Origin of the sequence: Sphingopyxis sp. LC363 (genome assembly GCF_000756385.1) — a bacterium.
Lineage (GTDB): Bacteria > Pseudomonadota > Alphaproteobacteria > Sphingomonadales > Sphingomonadaceae > Sphingopyxis.
The window spans coordinates 14549-36363 of sequence record NZ_JNFC01000005.1 but is presented as its reverse complement, the minus strand read 5'-3'; the positions used below and the strand labels follow the sequence as shown (position 1 = coordinate 36363).

The following is a 21815-nucleotide window of genomic DNA, read 5'->3' as shown; positions in this document are numbered from 1 at the left end:
GAAGGAGGCTGCGGACGCCGGCTTTGCCGGATCGCCCGCAGCCCCCTTCGTTACCCGGTCAGTTGACGGTCGCGCGGAAGACGAGCGTGCTGGCGGTGCCCGCGGCGATCGACGCGATCGTCCCCGATACGTTCGGCGCCGCATAGCTGCCGCCCGTCGCGCCGTTGAAATCGCACGTTCCGCTGGTGACCGTTCCGCCGAGCAGGATCGAGCCCGCATTGAACGTCAACTGGCCCGGAACCGGGTCGGTGATGACCACCGATGTCGCCGCGGCGCTGCCGCTATTGGCGACCGCAATGCAATATTCGATGACCGCGCCGGGTATCAGCTTCGGATTGGACGTAGCATTGACCGGATCCGAGATGATGCGACTGGTCTTCGTGACCGCAAGCGTCGCCGTCTGCACCGTATAATCGTCGTTATCGCTGTGCGATCCATCACGGGCCGCATCGCCGGCGACGCCCGCCGTGATATCGGCGAATACCGTGTCCTTGCCGGCGGTGTTCGCGCCGGCCGTCTCGGTAATAGCCGCCCCCTGGGTTCCGATGCTCCCGCCTTCGCGGGCGGTCGCGCGGAGCGTTACGCCCGCCACCGAATTGTTCGCGAGGGCTGCCGGGATATCGGCGACGACGAACAGGCGGATTGCGGTATCGACGACGAGTTCGTCGACATAGCCGGTGATCAGCGTATCGCCCGCATCCCAGCTGCCGATCGTCCCCGACGAGATATTGTCGCGATAGATGCGGACATTGTTGACGTTGAAGCTGTCGCTGCCGCCGTGCGAGGCGGTGCCGCCGACGATCTGCGTCGCCACTAGCGCGAAATCGAGCGTCTCGTTCGATATGTTGGTCAACTGGAAAGTGGTGACCGCATTGGCCTGCCCGGGCACGACGGTCGTCGTGAGATCCGCGACTTCCTCGACGAGCAGGTTGATCTTGCGGTCGACGGTGAAATTGTTCGAGGCCGATTGCTGGCCCTGCGCGACGCCACCGACCTGATAGTCGACGGTGGCGGTATTGGTGATCGTGGTGCCCGCGGTCGTGCCGGCGGCAAGGGCCGGCGCGGCGGCGACGCTCGAAAGCGCCGTCAGACCGATGGCACCCATATAAGTCAGCTTGCTGGTCATAGCTGAGCTCCTGGGCTTTATGTGGTCGCCGTTTCCCCACCGCTGGCGACCGTTAAGCGGTTATTTCACTTCGCTATTTGACAACTCCCCGAAACATGAGCTTGCCCGTGCCGCCGACCGGGATCGGGGTCTGGAAAGCCCAGCGGATATGCGTCACGTCGGCGGGTTGCGCGGCGCGGCGCGTGCCGTCCGCCATCGGAACGCTGAGGTCGGCAAGCAGTCCCCACTGCTTGCCGCCATCGACCGAGACGAAAGGCCGCGTGTCGCCGGCGTCCGCGAAGCGAACCGCCGCGGGCATCGGATTGGTGACGACGAACTTGTCGGCCGGCTGCGCGCCGGCGTTGCGATAGTTGAGCACGAAGACGAGCCGGTCGCCGGGAACGACGACCTTGGGTTCTTCGAGCAATATGCGTTGCTTGCCCTCGGCGTCGGTCGAAACGCGCTCGACGAACACATGATTGTCGAGCGCGACCTGGTTCGCGGCAAGCGCCGGACCGGGCATCAGTGCGGCGAGCAAAAGGAAAAGGCCGGTGCGCATGGGCATCTCCATCAATCGATCGTGGTGCGGAAGGTGACGGTGCGGGTCTGGCCGCCGGCAACGGTGCCGAGCGCGACGTTGATCCGCGTGCCGTTATAATTGCCGGCGTCGGCATCAGCCGCGTCGGAGAGCACGCTGCCGCCGAGCGTGATCGACCCGGGGACATAGCTGGTGTCCGCCGGAATATCGTCGGTGATCGCGAGGCCGTTCACCGAGCCGCTGCCGGCGACGGTGGCGACGATCGTGTAGGTTATCGTCGCACCCGGGATCGGGTCGGCTGTGCTCAGCGAATTGGTGACGACCGCCGATTTGACGAGCGTCACGGTCGCGGCCGAAACGAGGAATGCACCCGCGTCCTGCCCGTCGGCGCCGGTCGAGCCGACGACAGCATCGCCGCCGCCTTCGCCTTGTCCCGCGAAGCTGTCGCCGGGATCGCCCGTGCCCGTTTTTGCGGCGGCGGCGAGGCTGATGATACCGCGATTGCCGTCGGCGGCCGAACCCGGGGTCGTTGCGAGGACGAAGACCGTCACGCTTTCGTCGGGATCGAACGACGGGTCGTTCGCGCCCGGCGTATAAAGCGCGTCGGTACTCGAATCGAAAAGGCCGTCGCCATTGTCGAGATAGATTTGCGTGACAGCGGGGTCGTAATCGTCGCCGCCCGCATTGGCGATCGTCGTCAGGGCGAAGGCCTCGACGCCGTTGCCGTTGTTGGTGACCGAAAAGGTCAGCACCTGACCCGTCGCGCCGGGCGTCGTCGGGACGTCGGCGGGGTTGCTCGAATCGACGGTGACGTCGAGCAGCTCGTCGACGAGCAGGTCGACGCGGTTCGAATCGATCGTCGTCGCGCCGCCGCCGGCATCGAAGCTCGCGGTCGCGGTGTTGCTGATGGTGGAGCCGGCGCGTGTGCCGGCGGCGTCGGCCTGCATCGGCAGCGCGAGCGCGGCGAGCAGGGCAACGATCGAACAAGAGGGAAGAAGCCGATGCTTCGCGCCCCCCACAGGCGCTATCATCATCATTTTGACTCCGAAACAGGTTGGTCCTTGGAGCCGTCAGTCGCCGATAAAGGGTAATTTCTGGTTAAAATGCAGGTAGAAGAGGATGTTTTGCTCCAATTAGGGACAGGTGCGGTCCTTGCCCGGCGCGAAACAGGGCGGCTGGCGCGGCAAGGAAAGCGCGCGTAAGGTGAGGCGGTTAACGAGGAGAAGCGGGGTGGCGGAGGACCGGGGCAGCAAGGATGTGCGTCCGCCGCGCGTCAATCCGCTGCACCAGATCGAGATCGACGATTTTCGCCGCGACCGGCTGCTTGCCGCGCTCGCGCTGATCCTCGGCGCCGCATTCTGCCTGGGATTGCCCTTTGCCCTGCAAGCCGGCGCGGAATTCTTCCTTCCGCTCACCGCGGCGATCGTCATCGCGATCGCGCTCGTGCCGCTGCTCGAATGGCTCGAACGCCGCGGCCTGCCATCCGCGCTCGCGGCGTTTTTTGCGCTTGCTACCTTCCTCGCGATTATCAACGCGGCGCTCGCAATCATCGTCGTGCCGGCAACGGGCTGGTTCGCGCGCATCCCCGAATCGATTCCGCGCATCCAGAGCAATCTGGCGCCGCTCATCGACTTTTATTCGACGCTGCAACGCTTCGTCGACCGCACGCTGACCTCGGTCGCCAGCGGGACCGAGGCGACCGCGCAGGCGGTCGCTGCTACCGCGCCCACCTCGGTGGTCGATTATTTCATCTCGTCGGCGCCCTCGGCCGCGATCCAGCTGTTCTTCGCGGTGCTCGTCATCTTCTTCTTTCTCGCGGGCTGGACGCGGCTGCGCAAAGGCACGATTCGCCGGCGCGGCAGCTTCGACGGCGCGATGCAGACCGCGCGTGTGATTCAGAATGTCGTCGATGCGACCGCCGACTATCTGGCGACTATCACGATGATCAACGCGATTCTGGGCCTTTCGGTCGCGCTGCTGCTGTGGGCGCTCGGCATGCCGTCGCCCTTCATGTGGGGCGGGATCGTCAGCATCTGCAATTTCGTGCCCTATCTGGGGCCGATCGTCGCCGCGGTGCTGCTGGGGCTCGGCGGGCTAATGACCTTCGACGCCGTCGGGCTCGCGCTTTTGCCTGCACTGATCTTTATCGGCGTCCATCTGGTCGAGGCGAATCTGATCACGCCGCTGGTGCTCGGCAAGCGGCTGACGATCAATCCACTGCTCATTCTCGTGTCGCTGAGCTTCTGGGGGTGGGTGTGGGGGACGCCGGGCGCTTTGCTCGCGGTTCCGCTGCTGCTGATTTTGCAGACGGTGCTCGCGTCGACGGGGACGCCCGATCTCGCGGGTTTCCTGTTCGAACACGGCACGCTCACGACCACCGACGAGGTGCGCGATCGATTAAATCGCACGCATGATGAAAGCGACGGTTGACAGGCCGAAGCGGGGGCCATATTGGCGCGGCTCCCAAGCACACGCGGGTGTAGCTCAGTTGGTTAGAGTGCCGGCCTGTCACGCCGGAGGTCGCGGGTTCGAGCCCCGTCACTCGCGCCATTTCTCGTCTTCAGGGACGGAATGGCCACCGCAGCTTGGGACTTTCCATCACCGGAAAATTGGATTGGCGCCGCTCTTTAGCGGCGCCAAGTCCCCAGTTCCATCCAGCGCAGCAGCGGCTTCAAGGGCGCGATCCAGATGATCCCGGCCACGAGATAGAAGATCGCCTGCACCAGCACCGGCCATGTGCCGACCCATGGTGAAAGGCTGACGACGATCGCGGTCCAGCCGCCGATCAGCGCAAGGATCAGGAACATGCCCGCGGGCTTGCGCCAGCTCGGGCGAGGATTGCCGTCGAACCGATCCTGGCTGTCCTGATTCACAAACGATCTCCGCAAAGGATGAATTCCTGCTCGGTCAATATCGCGTCGAGCGCGATATCGGTCGATTCGCGCGGCGTAGCGTCGATTTCCTGCACCGACCAGCCGATACCGATGCGCAGCGCGCCGGGATGCGCGACAAAATAGCGGTCGTAATGACCGCCGCCCTGACCGATCCGGCCGCCCCTGCGGTCGAATCCGACGAGCGGACAGAAAATGAGGTTCGGCCTCGCTAACGGTGCGTCGTCGGTAGGCTGGCGCGTGCCCCACGGTCCTTTCGCCAGCGATTCGTCGGGCCGCCACAAGCGAAAATCCATTTCCGCGATTCGTCCGGCGTGATGGGGCAGGGCAAGCGCGCCCGCTTGCGCAAGGTCCGCGAACATCGGAAGTATGTCGGGCTCGTCGCCCCACGCGACATAGGCGCCGACGATGGCATGGTCGGCGAGAAGCTCGGAAAGCGGCGCAGGGGGCGCGCGGAACGCGGCCAGTTGCGCCATGCCGTCAAGATTCGCGGCGAAATGCCGTCGCCGGAAGCGCAGCCGCTCGCGCAATTTCTGTTTCTGCTGGGCAAGGTCGGCGGACAGGTCGGTCATCGCCTCCTCGGGAGCTTGGCGGGCAGGTTGGCGGGACCGCCGAGGTCGTTTGCTGGAAAGTCCTCTGACGCCAGTAACGTCAGGTGGGGACCATGTACGTCGGACCAGGGTCCGGGCAGGGACAGCCCCCTAGGATGATGTATCGCCTCAGGGATTTTCGCAAAAGCTCGTGCCGGGCAGTACCCGCCGCCCCCTATGTAAGGGCGCGGACGCGCGTGCTCAAGGGAGTTGCTCGACTTTTCCCGCGAGGGCTTCGATACGGTCGGCGATCTGCAGCAGCGCGCGGTCGTTCGACGGATTGGTGGAAGGCGCCGTGGTCGCCGAATTTTGCCGCGCAGTCTCCAGCGCCTTGATCGCGTCCTGCTCGCGCGCGATGGCCGCCTTCAATTCGTCGCGCGCCTGCGCCTCGCGGCTCTCGGCGAGCGCGACCGCCGCGCGCAGCGAATCGGATTGGGGTTCGGTCTTTTCGACCCTGCCGCGGGCTTCCTGCATCTCGTCGGCGAGCATGAGCGCCGCGAACAGCAATTGCCGCACCTCGGTCCCGCCCGGCATCGTCCGGACCTTTTCATCGATGACCGACGCCAACTGGGTCAACTGCGCTTCCTGCCCGTCGGCGCAGTGGACGTCGTAGGGACGGCCCCCGATGGTCAGTTTGACGTCAGCCACGGTCGGCCTCCGCGATCAGTCGGTCGAGTTCGCCGATGACGGCGGCAACCTCGGCCTTCAGCGGCGATTGATCGGCGGCGGGCGCGGCAACGCTGGGTGCGGGGCGGTTCGCCCGGTCGGTCAGGGCCTTTTCGATGCGGCTCAGTGCGCGTTCGATACGGCCGATGGCCAGACTGGATTCGTCGAGATCGAGTTCCATGGCCAAGGGTTAGCAGCGCGCGGGGAGGGGTGCAATCGCCTCTCCGCGCCGAAATGCGCCACAATTTGTCCACAGGCGGTTGACTCCTGACCCCGCCCCCGCAAAGGGCTGTCCCCACCGAATCCGGTCATCTTCACATCCTTTCCCGGGGGACTCATGACATATCCCGAAGGTCATTTGGCCGAACGTCAACTCGCCAACGCGATCCGCGCGCTTGCGATGGACGCCGTACAGGCCGCAAACAGCGGCCATCCCGGGATGCCGATGGGCATGGCCGACGTCGCCACCGTGCTTTATTCGGACTATTTGAAGTTCGATCCGAGCGATCCGAAATGGGCCGATCGCGACCGATTCGTTCTTTCCGCGGGTCACGGCTCGATGCTCGCCTATGCGACGCTCAATCTCGCGGGCTATGCGCGGCCGACGCTGGGCGACATCCGCAACTTCCGCCAGCTGGGCAGTCCGTGCGCGGGACACCCCGAGAATTTCGAGCTCGAGGGCGTCGAGACGACGACGGGGCCGCTGGGGCAGGGGCTCGCGACCGCGGTCGGGATGGCGATCGCCGAGCGGCATCTGAACGCGGTCTATGGCGACGATCTTGTCGATCATCGCACATATGTCATCGCCGGCGACGGCTGTCTGATGGAAGGCATCAACCACGAAGCCATTGGTTTGGCTGGACATTTGCAGCTCGGGCGACTGATGGTGCTGTGGGACGACAACAAGATCACGATCGACGGGTCGACCGACCTGTCGACGAGCGAGGACATTCAGGCGCGCTATGCGGCGACGGGCTGGCATGTCGAAAGCTGCGACGGTCACGATCCGGCCGACATTCGCCGCGCAATCGACGCCGCGCTTGCCGATCCGCGCCCGTCTTTGATCGCGTGCCGCACGATCATCGGCTTCGGCGCGCCGAACAAGCAGGGGACGTCGGCGACGCATGGCGCCCCGCTCGGCGCCGACGAGATCGCCGCGGCGCGCAAGGAACTCGGCTGGACCGCCGAGCCGTTCGTTATCCCGGCCGACATCGCGTCGGCGTGGGCGGCGTTCGGCGAGAAGGGCAAGAAGCTTCATGCCGAATGGAATGATCGGCTCGCAAGTAGCGAAAAGAAAAAGGATTTCGAAGCGCGGCTGAGTGGCAAGGTCGTTCCGGGCGACGCCTTCAAGGCCTATCTCGACGGCCTCGTCGCCGAGCCGCCGAAGGTCGCGACGCGCAAGGCGTCGGAGAACACGCTGAGCGCGCTCACCGCCGACATCGCGTCGCTGGTCGGCGGCAGCGCCGACCTGACGGGTTCGAACAATACCAAAACCTCGTCGACCAAGCCGCTGACAAGGAATGATTATTCGGGCCGCTATATCTATTATGGCATCCGCGAGTTCGGCATGGCCGCGGCGATGAACGGCATGGCGCTGCATGGCGGTGTCGTGCCCTATGGCGGCACCTTCCTGGTGTTCGCCGATTATTGCCGCGCGGCGATCCGCCTGTCGGCGCTCCAGCAGCAGCGCGTCGTCTATGTGATGACGCACGACAGCATCGGGCTCGGCGAGGACGGCCCGACGCACCAGCCGATCGAGCATCTCCAGTCGCTCCGCGCGATGCCGAACCTGCTCGTTATGCGTCCCGCCGACGCGGTCGAGACCGCCGAATGCTGGGCGCTCGCGCTGGCGCAGGAGGATCGCCCGTCGCTGCTCGCACTGACCCGCCAGAATCTCCCGCCGCTGCGTCATGACGTCACCGAAAATCTATGCGCGAAAGGCGGTTACCGCCTGCGTGGAGCTTCGGCCGCGCGCAAGGTCGTGCTCGTCGCAACGGGCTCGGAAGTGTCGCTCGCGATCGAAGTCGCCGACAAGCTCGAAGCCGCAGGTCGGGGTGCCGACGTCGTTTCGATGGTCTCAACCGAGCTGTTCGACGAGCAGACCGCAGCTTATCAGGCCGATATCCTGCCCCAGGACGCGCTGATCGTGTCGATCGAGGCGGGCACCACCTTCGGCTGGGAACGCTATACCGGCCGCCACGGCCTGCGCTTCGGCATCGACAGCTTCGGCGCCTCGGCCCCGATTGAAGAACTATTCAAGCATTTCGGCCTGACCGCCGATGCTATCGCACCCCAGATCCTGGCCCGGCTGAACGATTAAGGACCGGCCGCCCATTCGCAGAAAGGACTCCCCGACATGGCAGTGAAAGTCGCAATCAACGGTTTCGGACGCATCGGCCGCCTCGTGGCGCGCGCGATCCTCGAACGCCCCGACTGCGGGCTCGAGCTCGTTGCGATCAACGACCTCGCCGACGCCAAGGCCAATGCGCTGCTGTTCAAGCGCGACAGCGTTCACGGTCCTTTCCCGGGTGAGGTTTCGGCCGAAGGCGACCAGATGATCGTCAACGGCAAGGCGATCAAGGTGACCGCCGAACGCGATCCCGCGAACCTGCCGCACGGCGCGCTGGGCGTCGACATCGCGCTCGAATGCACGGGCTTTTTCACCGACGCCGACAGCGCGGGCAAGCACCTCGCCGCCGGCGCGAAGCGCGTGCTGATCTCGGCCCCCGCGAAGGGCGTCGACCTGACCGTCGTTTATGGCGTCAACCACGACAAGCTGACCGGCGAGCACAAGATCGTGTCGAACGCGAGCTGCACGACCAACTGCCTCGCGCCGGTCGCCAAGGTGCTCAACGACACGCTCGGCATCGAGCGCGGGCTGATGACCACGGTCCACGCCTATACCAACGACCAGAAGATCCTCGACCAGATTCACAGCGACATGCGCCGCGCGCGTGCCGCGGGCATGTCGATCATCCCGACGACGACGGGCGCCGCGCGCGCGGTCGGCGAAGTGCTTCCCGAGCTCAAGGGCAAGCTCGACGGTTCGGCGATCCGCGTGCCGACCCCGAACGTCAGCCTGGTCGACCTGACCTTCACCCCGAAGCGCGACACGAGCGTCGAGGAAGTGAACAAGATCCTGAAGGATGCGTCGGAAGGCGCGCTGAAGGGCGTGCTCGCTTATTCGGACGAACCGCTGGTTTCGATCGATTACAACCACTGCCCGGCCAGCTCGACGATCGACAGCCTCGAAACCTCGGTGCTCGAAGGCAAGCTGGTTCGCGTCGTCAGCTGGTACGACAATGAATGGGGTTTCTCGAACCGCATGGTCGACACCGCGGGCGTGATCGCCAAGCTGCTGTAATTCGACGGTGCCCCTGCGAAAACAGGGGGCCATCTCCGGTCGGATCGATACAGTGAGGACGCGGAGACGGAAAGCTTAGGAGATGGGCCCCTGCCTTCGCAGGGGCACGCTCCGGGGACGGAGTGAGAGAAATGACCGCGTTCAAGACCCTCGACGATATCGGTGACGTCACCGGCAAGCGCGTGCTCGTGCGCGTCGACCTCAACGTTCCGTTGTTCGAGGGGGCGGTCAGCGACGCGACCCGGATCCAGGCGGCGATGCCGACGATCCGCGAACTGTCGGACAAGGGGGCGATCGTCCTGCTGCTCGCGCATTTCGGGCGGCCGAAGGGCGCGAAGAACCCGACGCAGTCGCTGAGCCTCGTCATGGGCGGGGTCGAGGATGTGCTCGGCCATTCGGTCATGTTCATCCCCGAAGCCATAGGGGACGGCGCGAAGGCGGGCGTCGCGGTGCTCGCGCCCGGCGACGTCGCGGTGCTCGAAAATACGCGCTTCTATCCCGGCGAGGAAAAGAACGACCCCGCCTTCGCCGATGCGCTCGCCAAGATCGGCGACCTGTACGTCAACGACGCCTTTTCGGCGGCGCACCGCGCGCATGGCTCGACCGAGGGTATCGCGCATCGCCTGCCTGCCTATGCCGGCCGCGCGATGGAAGCCGAACTCAAGGCACTCGACGCCGCGCTCGGCAATCCGGCGCATCCCGTCGCGGCGGTCGTCGGCGGCGCGAAGGTGTCGAGCAAGATCGATGTGCTCAGGAACCTGGTTGCGCAGGTCGATCATCTGATCATCGGCGGCGGCATGGCGAACACCTTCCTCGCCGCGCGCGGGGTCGATGTCGGCAAGTCGCTTTGCGAGCATGATCTGGTCGACACCGCCAATGCGATCTTCGACGCCGCCGATGCGGCGGGCTGCACGATCCATCTGCCCTATGACGTCGTGGTGGCGAAGGAATTCGCGCCGAATCCGCCGACGCGCACCGTCAACGTCCACGAGGTCGCCGCCGACGAAATGATCCTCGACGTCGGCCCCGCCGCGGTCGAGGCGCTCGCCGACGTTCTCAAAAATTGCCGCACGCTCGTGTGGAACGGGCCGCTCGGTGCGTTCGAGACGCCGCCGTTCGACACCGCGACCGTCGCGCTCGCCAAGACTGCCGCCGCGCTGACGCGCGAAGGCTCGCTGACCTCGGTCGCGGGCGGCGGCGATACCGTCGCGGCGCTCAACCACGCCGGAGTCGCCGGCGACTTCAGCTTCGTTTCGACCGCCGGCGGTGCCTTCCTGGAATGGATGGAAGGCAAGCCGTTGCCGGGCGTCGACGCGCTGAAGGCGTAGAACTTCCGCCCGCGTTGCATCGGGCCACTGGGGCCGCTATGGGCACCGCCACATACGTATGCAAACAACCGGAGATCCCATGACCACCGCCAATGCCGAAATGCTCGACCAGATCAAATCGGGGCAGGGCTTTATCGCCGCGCTCGACCAGAGCGGCGGTTCGACGCCCAAGGCATTGAAGGGTTATGGCATCGAAGCCGACGCCTTTTCGAACGACGAAGAGATGTTCGGCCTGATCCACGACATGCGCAGCCGCATCGTCACTGCACCCTGCTTCAATGGCGAGAAGGTGATCGGCGCGATCCTGTTCGAACGCACGATGGACGGCGAAGCGGGCGGCAAGCCGGTTCCGGCGCTCTTGTGGGAACGCGGCGTGGTGCCGTTCCTTAAAGTGGACAAGGGGCTTGAGGACGAAGCCGATGGCGTCCAGTTGATGAAGGCGAACCCGGGCCTCGACGATCTGTGCGAACGCGCGGTTGCGAAGGGCGTGTTCGGCACCAAGATGCGCAGCGTCGTCAATCTCGCCAATCCGGCGGGGATCAAGGCGATCGTCGATCAGCAGTTCGCCGAAGCGAAGCGCATCGCGGCGCATGGCCTCGTCCCGATCATCGAACCCGAAGTGAACATCAAGAGCGCCGAGCGCGATGCCGCCGACCGCCTGCTGCTCAAGGAACTGCTCGCGGCGCTCGATGCCTGGACCGGCGCGCCGGTGATGCTGAAGCTCTCCTTGCCGACCGAAGCAGGCCTGTTCCAACCGCTCGTCGATCATCCCAAGGTACTGCGCGTCGTCGCGCTGTCGGGCGGCTTCGCGCGCCCCGAGGCGTGCGTCGAGCTGGCGAAAAACCCGGGCATCATCGCGAGCTTCAGCCGCGCGCTTCTGGAAGACCTTCGTCACCAGATGAATGACGACGAGTTCAACAGCTCGCTCGGCGGCGCGATCGACGAAATTCACGCGGCCTCTGTGGCCTAGGTGATGGGAGAGGGGTGGCAAGCCGTCGACGATTATATCGCCGGCAAATTGCTGGGCACGGACGACGCGCTTGCCACCACGCTCGCCAACAATGAAAAACAGGGACTGCCGCCGATTGACGTGTCGGCGGTGCAGGGCAAGATGCTCTTCCTGCTCGCGCAGATCGCCGGCGCGAAGCGCATCCTCGAAATCGGAACGCTCGGCGGTTATTCGACGATCTGGCTGGCGCGGGCGCTGCCCGACGGCGGCGAACTGGTGACGCTCGAGTTGGAGGCGCATCACGCCCGCGTGGCGCGCGAGAATCTGGAGCGGGCGGGACAGGCGGGAAAGGTCGATATCCGCGTCGGCCCCGCCGCCGACAGCCTTGCCGCGATGACCGGCGAAGCGCCTTTCGACTTCGTCTTCATCGACGCCGACAAGCAGAACAACGCGCATTATGTCGAGGAGGCGATCCGGCTCGGCCGTCCCGGCACGACGATCATCGTCGACAATGTCGTGCGCGAGGGCGGGGTGCTCGACGCGGACAGCGACGACGAGCGCATTGCCGGCACACGCGCGTTGTTCGACATGCTTGCGACCAATCCGCGCCTCGACGCGACCGCGGTGCAGACGGTCGGCGCGAAGAAATGGGACGGTTTCGTGCTGGCGCGGGTGCGTTAGCCGGCCGCCCCATGTCGGGCGTCATCCCGGCGAAGTCCGGAATCTCAACCTCGCGTTCTGATGCACCGGCGAGATCCCGGCCTTCGCCGGGATGACGAGGGATCTACAGCCCGCCCGCGAAACGGAACGAGAAGCGGTAGTCGGAGGATTCCAGCGCCACATCGGTGCGCTTTTCCGGCCGCACCGATTCGAGCGTGAACTGGCCGTCGGCGAGATGGGTCGGCTCGCCGAGCGTGGCCTCGAACGGCTGTTTTTCGCCATTGCCGCGGATCCAGACCATCTTGACCCGCACGCGCCCGGCCCAGACGCAGCGCGCGTTCATCGGGCAGCGGCTGTCCTCGATAACTTCGACCGGCTGGACGATCGGGCCGTCGACATAGGCGCGCTCGCCAAGCGCGACGTCGCTGCCGTCGGGCAGCGGTGCAGCGGCCGTAGTGGCGCAGGCCGAAAGCGCGATGGCGGCGGGGAGGGTGATGGCGGCAAGGCGCACGATGTTCTGCATTTGCCCGTCTCTGGCGGCATCGCTATGAACGCGCCATGACCACGACCCATTGCCAGCTTTACCTCATTTCTCCTCTCGACGTCGGGGGCGATTTTCCGGCCCGGCTGGAGGAAGCGCTGTCCGCCGGACCTGTCGCCGCTTTCCAGTTTCGCGTCAAAGACATCGACCAGCATGAAGCGGCGCGGCTCGCCGAACCGCTGCAGGCGATTTGCGCCGCGCACGAGGTCGCCTTCATCGTCAACGACGACGTCGCGCTCGCGAAACGGCTGAAGGCCGACGGGGTCCATCTGGGGCAGGGCGATGGCGATCCGAAGGAAGCGCGCCGCCTGCTCGGCCCCGACACGCAGATCGGGGTGACGTGCCACGACAGCCGCCATCTCGCGATGGAAGCGGGTGAAGCCGGCGCGGATTATGTCGCGTTCGGCGCCTTCTTCCCGACGACGACCAAGGCCGTCGAGCATCATCCCGAACCCGAAATATTGACCTGGTGGCAGGGCTTGTTCGAACTGCCGTGCGTCGCGATCGGCGGGATCACGACGGATAATGCAAAGATTCTGGTCGAAGCCGGGGCCGATTTTCTTGCGGTGTCCGGCGGCGTGTGGGCGCATCCCGACGGGCCGGCAGCGGCGGTGCGCGCCTTTGCCGATATTCTCGAAAATCAGCCGGCGGGATAGTCGCGCCCCGGCGTTTTCGGCGCCTTTTTGGGAGCAGGCGACGTCGCCGCATCCTTGCGCCAGCCAAAAAGGCCGGCGCAAGGAGCCCCCCGCGACGAAGTTGCTGCGTTGCCGCGAGGGGGCGGCGGGGTAAGGTCAGGACGCTCGATACTCATCATGGCGGCCGATATGGCACCGTTGCCGCGCGCCATATTGGATCGATGCGTCAAATCGGCTTCGGTTCATCGCGTTTTCGCTTGCGCGGCGCGCGCCAGCCCGCAAGACAGCCGCCGGGGAGAAATTTATGGCCGAAACCACCGCAGCGCCGACGTCACGCGGGCGCGAACTTACGATCCGGGCCGTCTTGCTCGGGGGGCTGCTGACTTTGGCGTTCACCGCGGCGAACGTCTATCTGGGGCTGAAGGTCGGGCTGACCTTTGCGACGTCGATTCCCGCGGCGGTGATTTCGATGGCGCTGCTGCGCTATATGGCGGGGTCGACGATCCTCGAGAATAATATCGTCCAGACGATCGCGAGCGCCGCCGGCACGCTGGCGGCGATCATCTTCGTGCTGCCGGGGCTGGTCATGGTCGGTTACTGGCAGGGCTTTCCGCTGCTCGAAACGACCGCGATCACGATGCTCGGCGGCATATTGGGGGTGCTCTTCTCGGTACCGCTGCGCCGCGCGCTCGTCGTCGATTCGGACCTGCCCTATCCCGAAGGCCGCGCCGCCGCCGAAGTGCTGAAGGTCGGTGTGGCCAGCGCCGAGGGCGCCGAGGAGAATCGCGCGGGCCTGTCGGCGCTCGTGTGGAACGCGCTCGTCGCGGCGGGCTTTACCCTGCTCACCCAGATGAAGCTCGCAGGGGCCGAGGTCGCGCGCTGGTTCGCGGTCGGGAGCGGCGCGACCGGCGTCGCGGGCGGGCTCGCCTTCGCGCTGTTCGGGGTCGGCCACCTCGTCGGGCTGTCGGTCGGCATGGCGCAACTCGTCGGGTTGATCACCGGCTGGTGGGTGCTGCTACCGATCCTGACGCAAGGCGGCGCGGGCGATGCCGAGACGCTGGCGAACACGGTGTTTCGCGCCGACGTGCGCTTTTTCGGCGCGGGGGTGATCGCGGTCGCGGCGATCTGGACGCTGATCAAGATCGCAGGCCCGGTGCTCGGCGGCATCCGTTCGGCGATGGCGGCAAGCCGCGCGCGACAGGGCGGGCAGGCGCTGGCGATCGAGGAACAGGATATGTCGATCGGCTGGGTGTTCGGCGGGTCGCTGTTCCTGATGCTGCCGATCGGCGCTTTGCTCTGGACGGAGCTTTCGGGCGGGCCGCTCGCCGGCGCGTCGTTCGCGCTGATCGCGGGCGCGATCCTGTTCATCATCATCGTCGGGCTGATGATCGCCTCGGTCACCGGCTATATGGCGGGCTTGATCGGGGCGTCGAACTCGCCCGTGTCGGGAATCGGCATCCTCGCGATCATCGCTTCGTCGCTGCTCCTTCTCGGCCTGCTCGGGCGCGGTGGGGGCGAGGTCGAAGTGAGCGCGATGGTCGCCTATGCGCTGATCGTCACCGGGCTCGTCTTCGGCATCGCGACGATCTCGAACGACAATCTGCAGGACCTCAAAACCGGCCAGCTCGTCGGCGCGACGCCTTGGAAGCAGCAGGTCGCGCTGATCATCGGCGTGATCTTCGGCTCGCTTGTCGTGCCGCCGGTGCTCAACGTGCTCAACGAGACATTGGGTTTCGTCGGCGCGCCGGGGGCAGGGCCGAACGCGCTCGCGGCGCCGCAGGCGGGGCTGATCTCGTCGCTCGCGCAGGGGGTGCTCGGCGGCGACCTCAACTGGACGATGCTGAGCTATGGCGCGATCGCGGGGGCCGGCTTCATCGTCGTCGATGCGATGCTGGGGCGCGCGGGCAAGCTCCGGCTTCCCCCCTTGGCGATCGGCATCGGTATCTATCTGCCGATGGCGGTGATCCTGCCGGTGGTGATCGGCGCGGTCGGCGGCTGGTTCTACGATCGCTGGGCGGCAAAGCGCCCGAACGCGAGCTTCGCGCACCGCATGGGCGTGCTCACCGCGACGGGCATGATCGTCGGCGAAAGCCTGTTCGGCGTGCTCTATGCAGGCATTGTCGCGGGCAGCGGCAGCGACGCGCCGCTCGCCGTGGTCGGCGACGGTTATGCGCCCTATGCGCCGTGGGTGGGCCTGCTGCTCTTCGTCGGGCTGGTCTGGCTCAGCTACAAGCGCACGCGCGCGATGGTCGTGGCGACGCCCTGACACGCCGCTTGCCCTTCGGCGCGCGCGCGGCTAAAGGCGCGCACCTGATGGCGGTGCCCGGCGGGCGCGGCTTTGCTCTTTCCATTCTTGTCTAGTGAGTGTGCGCGATGAAGATCACCGGCGTTGAAATCCGTCCCGGCAATATTATCGAATATGAAGGCGGCATCTGGAAGGTCACCAAGATCCAGCACACCCAGCCGGGCAAGGGCGGCGCCTATATGCAGGTCGAAGCCAAGAATCTGATCGACGGGCGCAAGCTCAACAACCGTTTCCGCAGCGCGGATACGGTCGAAAAGGTGCGCCTCGACACCAAGGATTTCCAGTTCCTCTATGCCGAGGGCGACGATCTGGTATTCATGGACAAGGACAGCTTCGAACAGATCAACATCTCGAAGGACGTCGTCGGCGAAGCGCACGAGTTCCTGCAGGACGGCATGGACGTCGTGCTCGAGCTTTGGGAAGAACGCCCGATCTCGGTCGAACTCCCTGAAACGATCGAAGCGACGATCGTCGAGGCCGACGCGGTGGTCAAAGGACAAACCGCGTCCTCGTCGTACAAGCCCGCGATCCTCGACAATGGCGTGCGCGTGATGGTGCCGCCGCACATCACCAGCGGGACCCGCATCGTCGTGCATGTGTACGACCGCGAATATGTGCGGCGTGCGGATTGAATGAGTTCCCCTCCCGCGTGCGGGAGGGGCTAGGGGAGGGCCTGTCGAGGGACGGGTTCTTTCCGGTAGGAAACATTCCCTCCCCCGACCCCTCCCGCAAGCGGGAGGGGGGAGATTGATTATGGCCGTATCCGGCATCATCACCGTCATGGAACGCGCCGCGCGCAAGGCCGGCACAAAGCTGCGTCGCGACTTCGGCGAGATCGAGCATCTGCAGGTCTCGCAGAAGGGCCCGGCCGATTTCGTGTCGAAGGCCGATCAGGCGGCCGAGCGCACGCTTTACGACGAGCTGACCCACGCGCGTCCGGGCTGGGGCTTCAAGATGGAAGAGGCAGGCGAGATCGAGGGCGATCCCGGCAAGCCGCGCTTCATCATCGATCCGCTCGACGGAACCTCGAACTTTCTCCACGCGATCCCGCATTTCGCGATCTCGATCGCGGTGCAGGAGCCCAAGCCCGGCGGCGGCTGGGGCGAGGTGACGGCGGCGCTCGTCTATCAGCCCGTCACCGACGAAAGCTATTGGGCCGAGCGCGGCCGCGGCGCGTGGCTGCATGACCGGCGCCTTCGCGTCGCGTCGCGCCGCCACCTCAACGAATGCCTGATCGCGACGGGCATTCCGTATATGGGCCATGGCAATATGGCGCAGTGGAGTCGCATTTTCGGTGCGGTCGCGCCCGAAGTCGCCGGCATCCGCCGCTTCGGCGCCGCGAGCCTGGACCTCGCGTGGGTCGCGGCGGGCCGCTACGACGGTTTCTGGGAAAGCGACCTGCAGGTCTGGGACGTCGCCGCGGGCATGTTGCTCGTGCGCGAAGCCGGCGGCTTCGTCAGCGATTTCCGCGGCGGCGACCGTGCGATCGACCGCAGCGAATTCATTGCGGGCAGCGCCGCGGTGCATTCGAAGCTGCAGAAGCTGGTCGCGGGCGCGCTGCGCAACGCGTGATCTTCCTTTCATCATGCCGGACTTGATCCGGCATCCATTCCAACGGTGCGGTTATGGACCCCGGATCAAGTCCGGGGTGACGAAAAGGGGGAAGTGCTGTGCGTTTTTGCTTGGCCTGTCTCACTTCTCGAAAACATACGCCCGAAAGCTGTCCATCAGCGACGCCCAGGTGTTGAAGGTCTCGCCGACATTCTCGCGCGGGATGCCCTGGAAATCGAGGTCGACGTCCATTTCGAGCACCGGGTCGCCCGCGTCGTCCTTATAGGCGCGCGCGAAGCGTTTTTCCTTGTTCCACTGGTTGAGCCGGTCGAGCGTGACGTCTTTCGCGTCGCTGAAACCCATATAATATTGCAGCGTCTTGCACCGCTCGCCCGCGTCGCAGTTCATAAAAAGCACGAGGAATTTGAGGCCGGCCCGGTTGCTCTCGATATAAGGGTCGTCACCATCCTTGGCGACGATCGTCGCGGGCCAGCCCTGCGACTCGACGATCGCCTTGATCGTTTCCGGATTCGCCGCGTTGACCAGTTCGGCATGCGCCGGGGTCGCCGGAAAAAGCGCCAGCGGGGCGAGGGCGAGGGCGGCGCGAGCGGTGATTGGTCCCATGAAAGCTCCCTTTATCGATTTTGGCCCTGAAACTGCGGTCCAGCGGCCCTTTTTCGATGGCGTATCACAGCGATAGGCCCGCTCGCCAGCATGCAATGGGTTTTTGGTTACGCAAGGAACGAAAATCCTGCCCGCAGCGCTTGCGACACGCGTCGCGCTGGCCTAAAGCGCCCCCCATAAACGGGTGCGCGACACCCCAAAACAACAGAACTGCGAGCTCCCATGGTCGATCTGACGCAATATTTGCCGATTCTGATCTTTCTGGTCATCGCCCTCGGCCTGTCCTGTGCCTTCGTGTTCCTTCCGATGGGGGTCGCCCGGCTGACCGGGGCGCACAAGCCCGATCCGGCGAAGCTGACCGAATATGAATGCGGTTTTCCCGCTTTTGAAGACGCGCGCAGCCAGTTCGACGTGCGTTTCTACCTCGTCGCCATCCTTTTCATCATCTTCGACCTCGAAGCGGCCTTCCTCTTTCCTTGGGCGGTGAGCCTCGAGGAAATCGGCTGGGCCGGTTGGGCGACGATGATGATCTTCCTCGCCGAATTGACCCTCGGCCTTGTGTACGCGTGGAAAAAAGGCGCGTTGGATTGGGAATGAGCACTTCCAGCATCATCATGCCCGGCCAGATGCCGGTTGCCCCCGGCACGAACCCCGATCAGGGCTTCTTCGACGACCTCAATTCAGAGGTCGGCGACAAGGGCTTTCTCGTCACCTCGACCGAGGATCTGTTCAACTGGGCGCGCACCGGCTCGCTCTGGTGGATGACCTTCGGGCTCGCCTGCTGCGCGGTCGAGATGATTCACGTCAACATGCCACGTTACGACATGGAACGCTTCGGCGCCGCGCCGCGCGCGAGCCCGCGCCAGTCGGACGTGATGATCGTCGCGGGAACGCTGTGCAACAAGATGGCCCCCGCGCTGCGCCGGGTTTACGACCAGATGTCGAACCCGAAGTATGTGATCTCGATGGGCAGCTGCGCCAATGGCGGCGGCTATTATCACTATAGCTATTCGGTGGTGCGCGGCTGCGACCGCATCGTGCCCGTCGACATCTATGTTCCCGGTTGCCCGCCGACCGCCGAGGCTCTGCTCTATGGCGTGATGCAGTTGCAGCGGAAGATCCGCCGCGTCGGAACGATCGAACGCTGATGGCCCATCCCGCTCCCCTCGTCGCGCCGCAGCCTTCGCTCGCGGCTTCGCTGAAGACGGTGCTCGGCGCCGACCTCGTCGCGCATGTGTTCACGGTCGATGAAGACAGCATCACGGTGACGCGCGAAGCCGTCGCCGGGGTGATGGTCGCGCTGCGCGACAGCCTTGAATATCAGCAGCTGATGGAAATCGCCGGGGTCGACTATCCCGATCGCGCCGAGCGGTTCGAGGTGGTCTATCACCTGCTCAGCGTGACGAAGAATCACCGCCTGCGCGTCCGCGTGTCGACCGACGAGGCGACGCCGGTTCCGACGATCGTTCCCGTGTGGCCGAACGCCGGCTGGCTCGAGCGCGAAGTGTTCGACATGTACGGCGTGTTGTTCAGCGGCAACCCCGACCTCCGCCGCATCCTGACCGACTATGGTTTTCAGGGACATCCGCAGCGCAAGGACTTCCCGCTGACCGGCTATACGGAGCTGCGCTATTCCGAAGAGGACAAGCGCGTCGTGTACGAGCCCGTGCGGCTGGCGCAGGATTTCCGCAATTTCGACTTCCTGTCCCCGTGGGAAGGCGCCGATTATGTGCTGCCGGGCGATGAAAAGGCCGGCGGGACGGGCGAAGGTCCGGGCAAGGGCGCACCGACGCCGATGACCGCAAAAGAGGTCAAGGCAGCCGACGAAAAGGCGAAGGCTTCGCCGCCGCCGACTCCGAAAACGACCGAAAACACGGCGCAGACCGGCGCGGGCGCGAAGACCAACATCAAGGCCGCGAAGACGAGTCGCGACGGCGCAAAGGCGACCAAGGCCGCCAAGGCCAAGACGCCCGCGACCGAGAAAGCCGAAAAGGCGCCCGCCAAGCCGCGCGCGCCGCGCAAGCCCAAAACAGGAGGTGACGCATGACCGACTCTCCCTCCAATTATTCCGGGGCGGTCAAGCACCACGGCAGCGACATGTTCGAGGGCTATCCGGTCGATACCGCCGATACCGCGGGCGATCAAGTCGTCACCAATTACACGATCAACTTCGGCCCGCAGCACCCCGCGGCGCACGGCGTTCTCCGCATGGTGATGGAGCTCGACGGCGAAATCATCGAGCGCGTCGACCCGCACGTCGGGCTGCTCCACCGCGGCACCGAAAAGCTGATCGAGTATAAGACCTATCTGCAGGCGCTGCCCTATTTCGACCGGCTCGACTATTGCTCGCCGCTCGGGATGGAGCACAGCTATGTCCTCGCGATCGAGAAGCTGCTCGACCTCGAAGTGCCCGACCGCGCGCAATATCTGCGCGTGCTGTTCGCCGAGCTGACGCGCATCTGCAATCACATGCTCAACATCGGCTCGCACGTCATGGACGTCGGCGCGATGACCCCGAACCTCTGGGTGTTCGAGCTGCGCGAGGATTGCCTCAACTTCTTCGAGCGCGCGTCGGGCGCGCGGATGCACAGCGCCTATTTCCGTCCGGGCGGCGTCCATCAGGACGTGCCGGAACGGCTGCTCTACGACATCGGCGAATGGTGCGAAAAGCGGCTGCCGAAGCTGTTCGGCGACGCGATGAGCCTCGTCATCGACAACCGCATCTTCAAGCAGCGCAACGTCGACATCGCGACGGTGTCGAAAGAAGACGCGCTGGCATGGGGCTTTTCGGGCCCGATGATCCGCGGCAGCGGCATCGCTTGGGATCTGCGCAAGTCGCAGCCCTATGACGCCTATGCCAAGATGGATTTCGAGATTCCGGTCGGCACGCGCGGCGACTGCTACGACCGCTTCATGGTCCGCGTGCAGGAAGTCTATCAGTCGGCGCGCATCATTCTCCAATGCCTGCGCGACATGCCCACCGGCCCGGTCGCGAGCCTCGACCGCAAGGTCGTCCCGCCAAAGCGCGGCGAGATGAAGCAGTCGATGGAATCGCTGATCCACCACTTCAAGCTTTATACCGAGGGATTCCACGTCCCGGCGGGCGAGGTTTACGTGGCGACCGAAAGCCCCAAGGGCGAATTCGGCGTCTATCTGGTCAGCGACGGCACCAACAAGCCGTACCGCTGCAAGATCCGCCCGACGGCATTTTCGCACCTGCAGGCGATGGACATGATGTCGAAGGGCCACATGCTCGCCGACACCACTGCAATTATCGGCGCCATTGACGTCGTTTTCGGAGAGTGTGACCGCTAATGGCCGACGCACCGCAAATTCCAGATGAAGCCGAAGTCCGCGCGCGCTGGGGCGCTTTTGCGTGGACCGCCGAAAATGCCGAGAAGGCGAAGGCGGTCATCGCGCGCTATCCTGCGGGGCGGCAGCGTTCGGCGGTGATGCCTTTGCTCGACCTTGCGCAACGCCAGGTCGGTGCCGAGACGCAGACGCAGGGCTGGCTGCCCGTACCGGTGATCGAATATGTCGCCGCCGCGCTCGATATGCCGTTCATCCGCGCCTATGAGGTCGCGACCTTCTATACGATGTACAATCTCGTCCCCGTCGGCCGCTATCATGTGCAGGTCTGCGGCACGACGCCGTGCCTGCTGCGCGGGTCGGACGATGTGATGGCGGCGTGCAAGAACCGCGGGATGACCAAGGGCAAGACGACGCCCGACGGGCTGTTCACGCTGACCGAGGTCGAGTGCATGGGCACCTGCACCAACGCACCGATGGTTCAGATCAACGACGATAATTACGAAGACCTCGACTACGACAGCATGACGCGCATCCTCGACGACCTTGCCGCGGGCAAGACGCCGAAGACGGGGACGCAGGTTCCGGGACGCCATACGAGCGAGCCCGAGGGCGGACCAACGACGCTGAAGGAAATGGTCAAGGCCAACCACGACTATCGGAAGGATTGGTGATGGCGGTCTGGATCGCATTGGGCGCCGCCTTCATGGGGCTCGCCGTCGTGTTTTTTGCCACATATGCCGCGCGTCAGGGCGGCAA

General features: G+C 65.1%; 24 protein-coding genes and 1 tRNA gene. 16 read left to right on the top strand and 9 right to left on the bottom strand.

The window, feature by feature from the left end; all coding sequences use genetic code 11:
* Positions 1-58: 58 nt before the first annotated feature.
* From FG95_RS03010 to FG95_RS03000, 3 genes are all read right to left on the bottom strand, one after another.
* Entirely contained in the window at positions 59-1126 is a 1068-nt protein-coding gene (locus FG95_RS03010) for a DUF11 domain-containing protein (protein WP_052182028.1), read from the bottom strand.
* Positions 1127-1199: 73 nt separating this feature from the next.
* A complete protein-coding gene (locus FG95_RS03005; RefSeq protein ID WP_081932978.1) occupies positions 1200-1664 on the bottom strand; it encodes a DUF11 domain-containing protein in 465 nt (154 codons plus the stop codon).
* An 11-nt stretch (positions 1665-1675) separates the two neighbouring features.
* A complete protein-coding gene (locus tag FG95_RS03000) occupies positions 1676-2680 on the bottom strand; it encodes a DUF11 domain-containing protein (RefSeq protein WP_235211436.1) in 1005 nt (334 codons plus the stop codon).
* 193 nt (positions 2681-2873) lie between these two features.
* Here FG95_RS03000 and FG95_RS02995 point away from each other — a divergent pair, with 193 nt between their 5' ends.
* Both FG95_RS02995 and FG95_RS02990 read left to right on the top strand, forming a co-directional pair.
* Positions 2874-4073, top strand: a complete 1200-nt coding sequence (locus FG95_RS02995) for an AI-2E family transporter (RefSeq protein ID WP_235211435.1) — start codon at positions 2874-2876, stop codon at positions 4071-4073.
* Positions 4074-4116: 43 nt separating this feature from the next.
* Positions 4117-4193, top strand: a tRNA-Asp gene (locus tag FG95_RS02990).
* A gap of 77 nt (positions 4194-4270) precedes the next feature.
* Here the strand turns inward: FG95_RS02990 and FG95_RS02985 are convergent.
* From FG95_RS02985 to FG95_RS02970, 4 genes are all read right to left on the bottom strand, one after another.
* Positions 4271-4516: a DUF2842 domain-containing protein gene (locus tag FG95_RS02985; protein ID WP_268746855.1), complete on the bottom strand. Its 246-nt coding sequence runs from the start codon at positions 4514-4516 to the stop codon at positions 4271-4273.
* Entirely contained in the window at positions 4513-5106 is a 594-nt protein-coding gene (locus tag FG95_RS02980; protein WP_037553898.1) for a 5-formyltetrahydrofolate cyclo-ligase, read from the bottom strand. The genes FG95_RS02985 and FG95_RS02980 overlap by 4 nt, the downstream gene beginning before the upstream one ends.
* 219 nt (positions 5107-5325) lie before the next feature.
* Complete coding sequence (locus tag FG95_RS02975) at positions 5326-5772, bottom strand: cell division protein ZapA (RefSeq protein ID WP_037553896.1); 447 nt, start codon at positions 5770-5772, stop codon at positions 5326-5328.
* Positions 5765-5971 carry a hypothetical protein gene (locus FG95_RS02970; protein WP_037553893.1) on the bottom strand — a complete coding sequence of 69 codons (207 nt, stop codon included), beginning with the start codon at positions 5969-5971 and terminating at the stop codon, positions 5765-5767. The genes FG95_RS02975 and FG95_RS02970 overlap by 8 nt, the downstream gene beginning before the upstream one ends.
* Positions 5972-6127: 156 nt before the next feature.
* Here FG95_RS02970 and tkt point away from each other — a divergent pair, with 156 nt between their 5' ends.
* The 5 genes from tkt (at position 6128) to FG95_RS02945 (ending at position 12112) form a co-directional block, all read left to right on the top strand.
* Positions 6128-8110, top strand: coding sequence for a transketolase (gene tkt, locus FG95_RS02965; protein WP_037553890.1), 1983 nt, complete (start codon positions 6128-6130; stop codon positions 8108-8110).
* Positions 8111-8146: 36 nt separating this feature from the next.
* Entirely contained in the window at positions 8147-9154 is a 1008-nt protein-coding gene (gene gap, locus FG95_RS02960) for a type I glyceraldehyde-3-phosphate dehydrogenase (RefSeq protein ID WP_037553889.1), read from the top strand.
* 131 nt (positions 9155-9285) lie between these two features.
* Positions 9286-10482: a phosphoglycerate kinase gene (locus FG95_RS02955; protein ID WP_037553887.1), complete on the top strand. Its 1197-nt coding sequence runs from the start codon at positions 9286-9288 to the stop codon at positions 10480-10482.
* A 100-nt stretch (positions 10483-10582) separates the two neighbouring features.
* On the top strand, positions 10583-11452 hold the full coding sequence (locus FG95_RS02950; protein WP_200880138.1) for a fructose bisphosphate aldolase: 870 nt from the start codon (positions 10583-10585) through the stop codon (positions 11450-11452).
* Between the two features lie 3 nt (positions 11453-11455).
* Positions 11456-12112: an O-methyltransferase gene (locus FG95_RS02945; protein WP_037553883.1), complete on the top strand. Its 657-nt coding sequence runs from the start codon at positions 11456-11458 to the stop codon at positions 12110-12112.
* Between the two features lie 103 nt (positions 12113-12215).
* Here FG95_RS02945 and FG95_RS02940 read toward each other — a convergent pair whose 3' ends face one another.
* Positions 12216-12614 carry a hypothetical protein gene (locus FG95_RS02940; RefSeq protein ID WP_037553881.1) on the bottom strand — a complete coding sequence of 133 codons (399 nt, stop codon included), beginning with the start codon at positions 12612-12614 and terminating at the stop codon, positions 12216-12218.
* 35 nt (positions 12615-12649) lie between these two features.
* On the opposite strand from FG95_RS02940, the gene thiE reads away from it, so the two are divergent.
* From thiE to FG95_RS02920, 4 genes are all read left to right on the top strand, one after another.
* On the top strand, positions 12650-13288 hold the full coding sequence (gene thiE, locus FG95_RS02935; protein ID WP_037553880.1) for a thiamine phosphate synthase: 639 nt from the start codon (positions 12650-12652) through the stop codon (positions 13286-13288).
* 283 nt (positions 13289-13571) lie between these two features.
* Positions 13572-15533, top strand: a complete 1962-nt coding sequence (locus tag FG95_RS02930; protein ID WP_037553879.1) for an OPT family oligopeptide transporter — start codon at positions 13572-13574, stop codon at positions 15531-15533.
* 107 nt (positions 15534-15640) lie between these two features.
* Complete coding sequence (efp, locus tag FG95_RS02925) at positions 15641-16204, top strand: elongation factor P (protein WP_037553878.1); 564 nt, start codon at positions 15641-15643, stop codon at positions 16202-16204.
* Positions 16205-16325: 121 nt separating this feature from the next.
* Complete coding sequence (locus FG95_RS02920) at positions 16326-17144, top strand: inositol monophosphatase family protein (protein WP_037553877.1); 819 nt, start codon at positions 16326-16328, stop codon at positions 17142-17144.
* Between the two features lie 120 nt (positions 17145-17264).
* On the opposite strand, the gene FG95_RS02915 is transcribed toward FG95_RS02920, so the two are convergent.
* A complete protein-coding gene (locus tag FG95_RS02915; RefSeq protein ID WP_037553876.1) occupies positions 17265-17747 on the bottom strand; it encodes a YbjN domain-containing protein in 483 nt (160 codons plus the stop codon).
* Between the two features lie 222 nt (positions 17748-17969).
* On the opposite strand from FG95_RS02915, the gene FG95_RS02910 reads away from it, so the two are divergent.
* From FG95_RS02910 to FG95_RS02890, 5 genes are read left to right on the top strand one after another with little or no spacing between them, the layout of a single operon-like run.
* Positions 17970-18344: an NADH-quinone oxidoreductase subunit A gene (locus tag FG95_RS02910; RefSeq protein ID WP_037553875.1), complete on the top strand. Its 375-nt coding sequence runs from the start codon at positions 17970-17972 to the stop codon at positions 18342-18344.
* The gene (locus FG95_RS02905) at positions 18341-18895 is read left to right on the top strand and encodes a NuoB/complex I 20 kDa subunit family protein (protein WP_037553873.1); all 555 of its coding nucleotides are present in this window, start codon (positions 18341-18343) and stop codon (positions 18893-18895) included. The genes FG95_RS02910 and FG95_RS02905 overlap by 4 nt, the downstream gene beginning before the upstream one ends.
* Positions 18895-19794, top strand: a complete 900-nt coding sequence (locus FG95_RS02900; protein WP_037553871.1) for an NADH-quinone oxidoreductase subunit C — start codon at positions 18895-18897, stop codon at positions 19792-19794. Before FG95_RS02905 ends, FG95_RS02900 begins: the two co-directional genes overlap by 1 nt.
* A 50-nt stretch (positions 19795-19844) precedes the next feature.
* Positions 19845-21062 carry an NADH-quinone oxidoreductase subunit D gene (locus FG95_RS02895; protein ID WP_052182032.1) on the top strand — a complete coding sequence of 406 codons (1218 nt, stop codon included), beginning with the start codon at positions 19845-19847 and terminating at the stop codon, positions 21060-21062.
* A complete protein-coding gene (locus FG95_RS02890) occupies positions 21062-21730 on the top strand; it encodes a complex I 24 kDa subunit family protein (RefSeq protein WP_037553869.1) in 669 nt (222 codons plus the stop codon). Before FG95_RS02895 ends, FG95_RS02890 begins: the two co-directional genes overlap by 1 nt.
* The last annotated feature ends 85 nt before the right edge of the window (positions 21731-21815 follow it).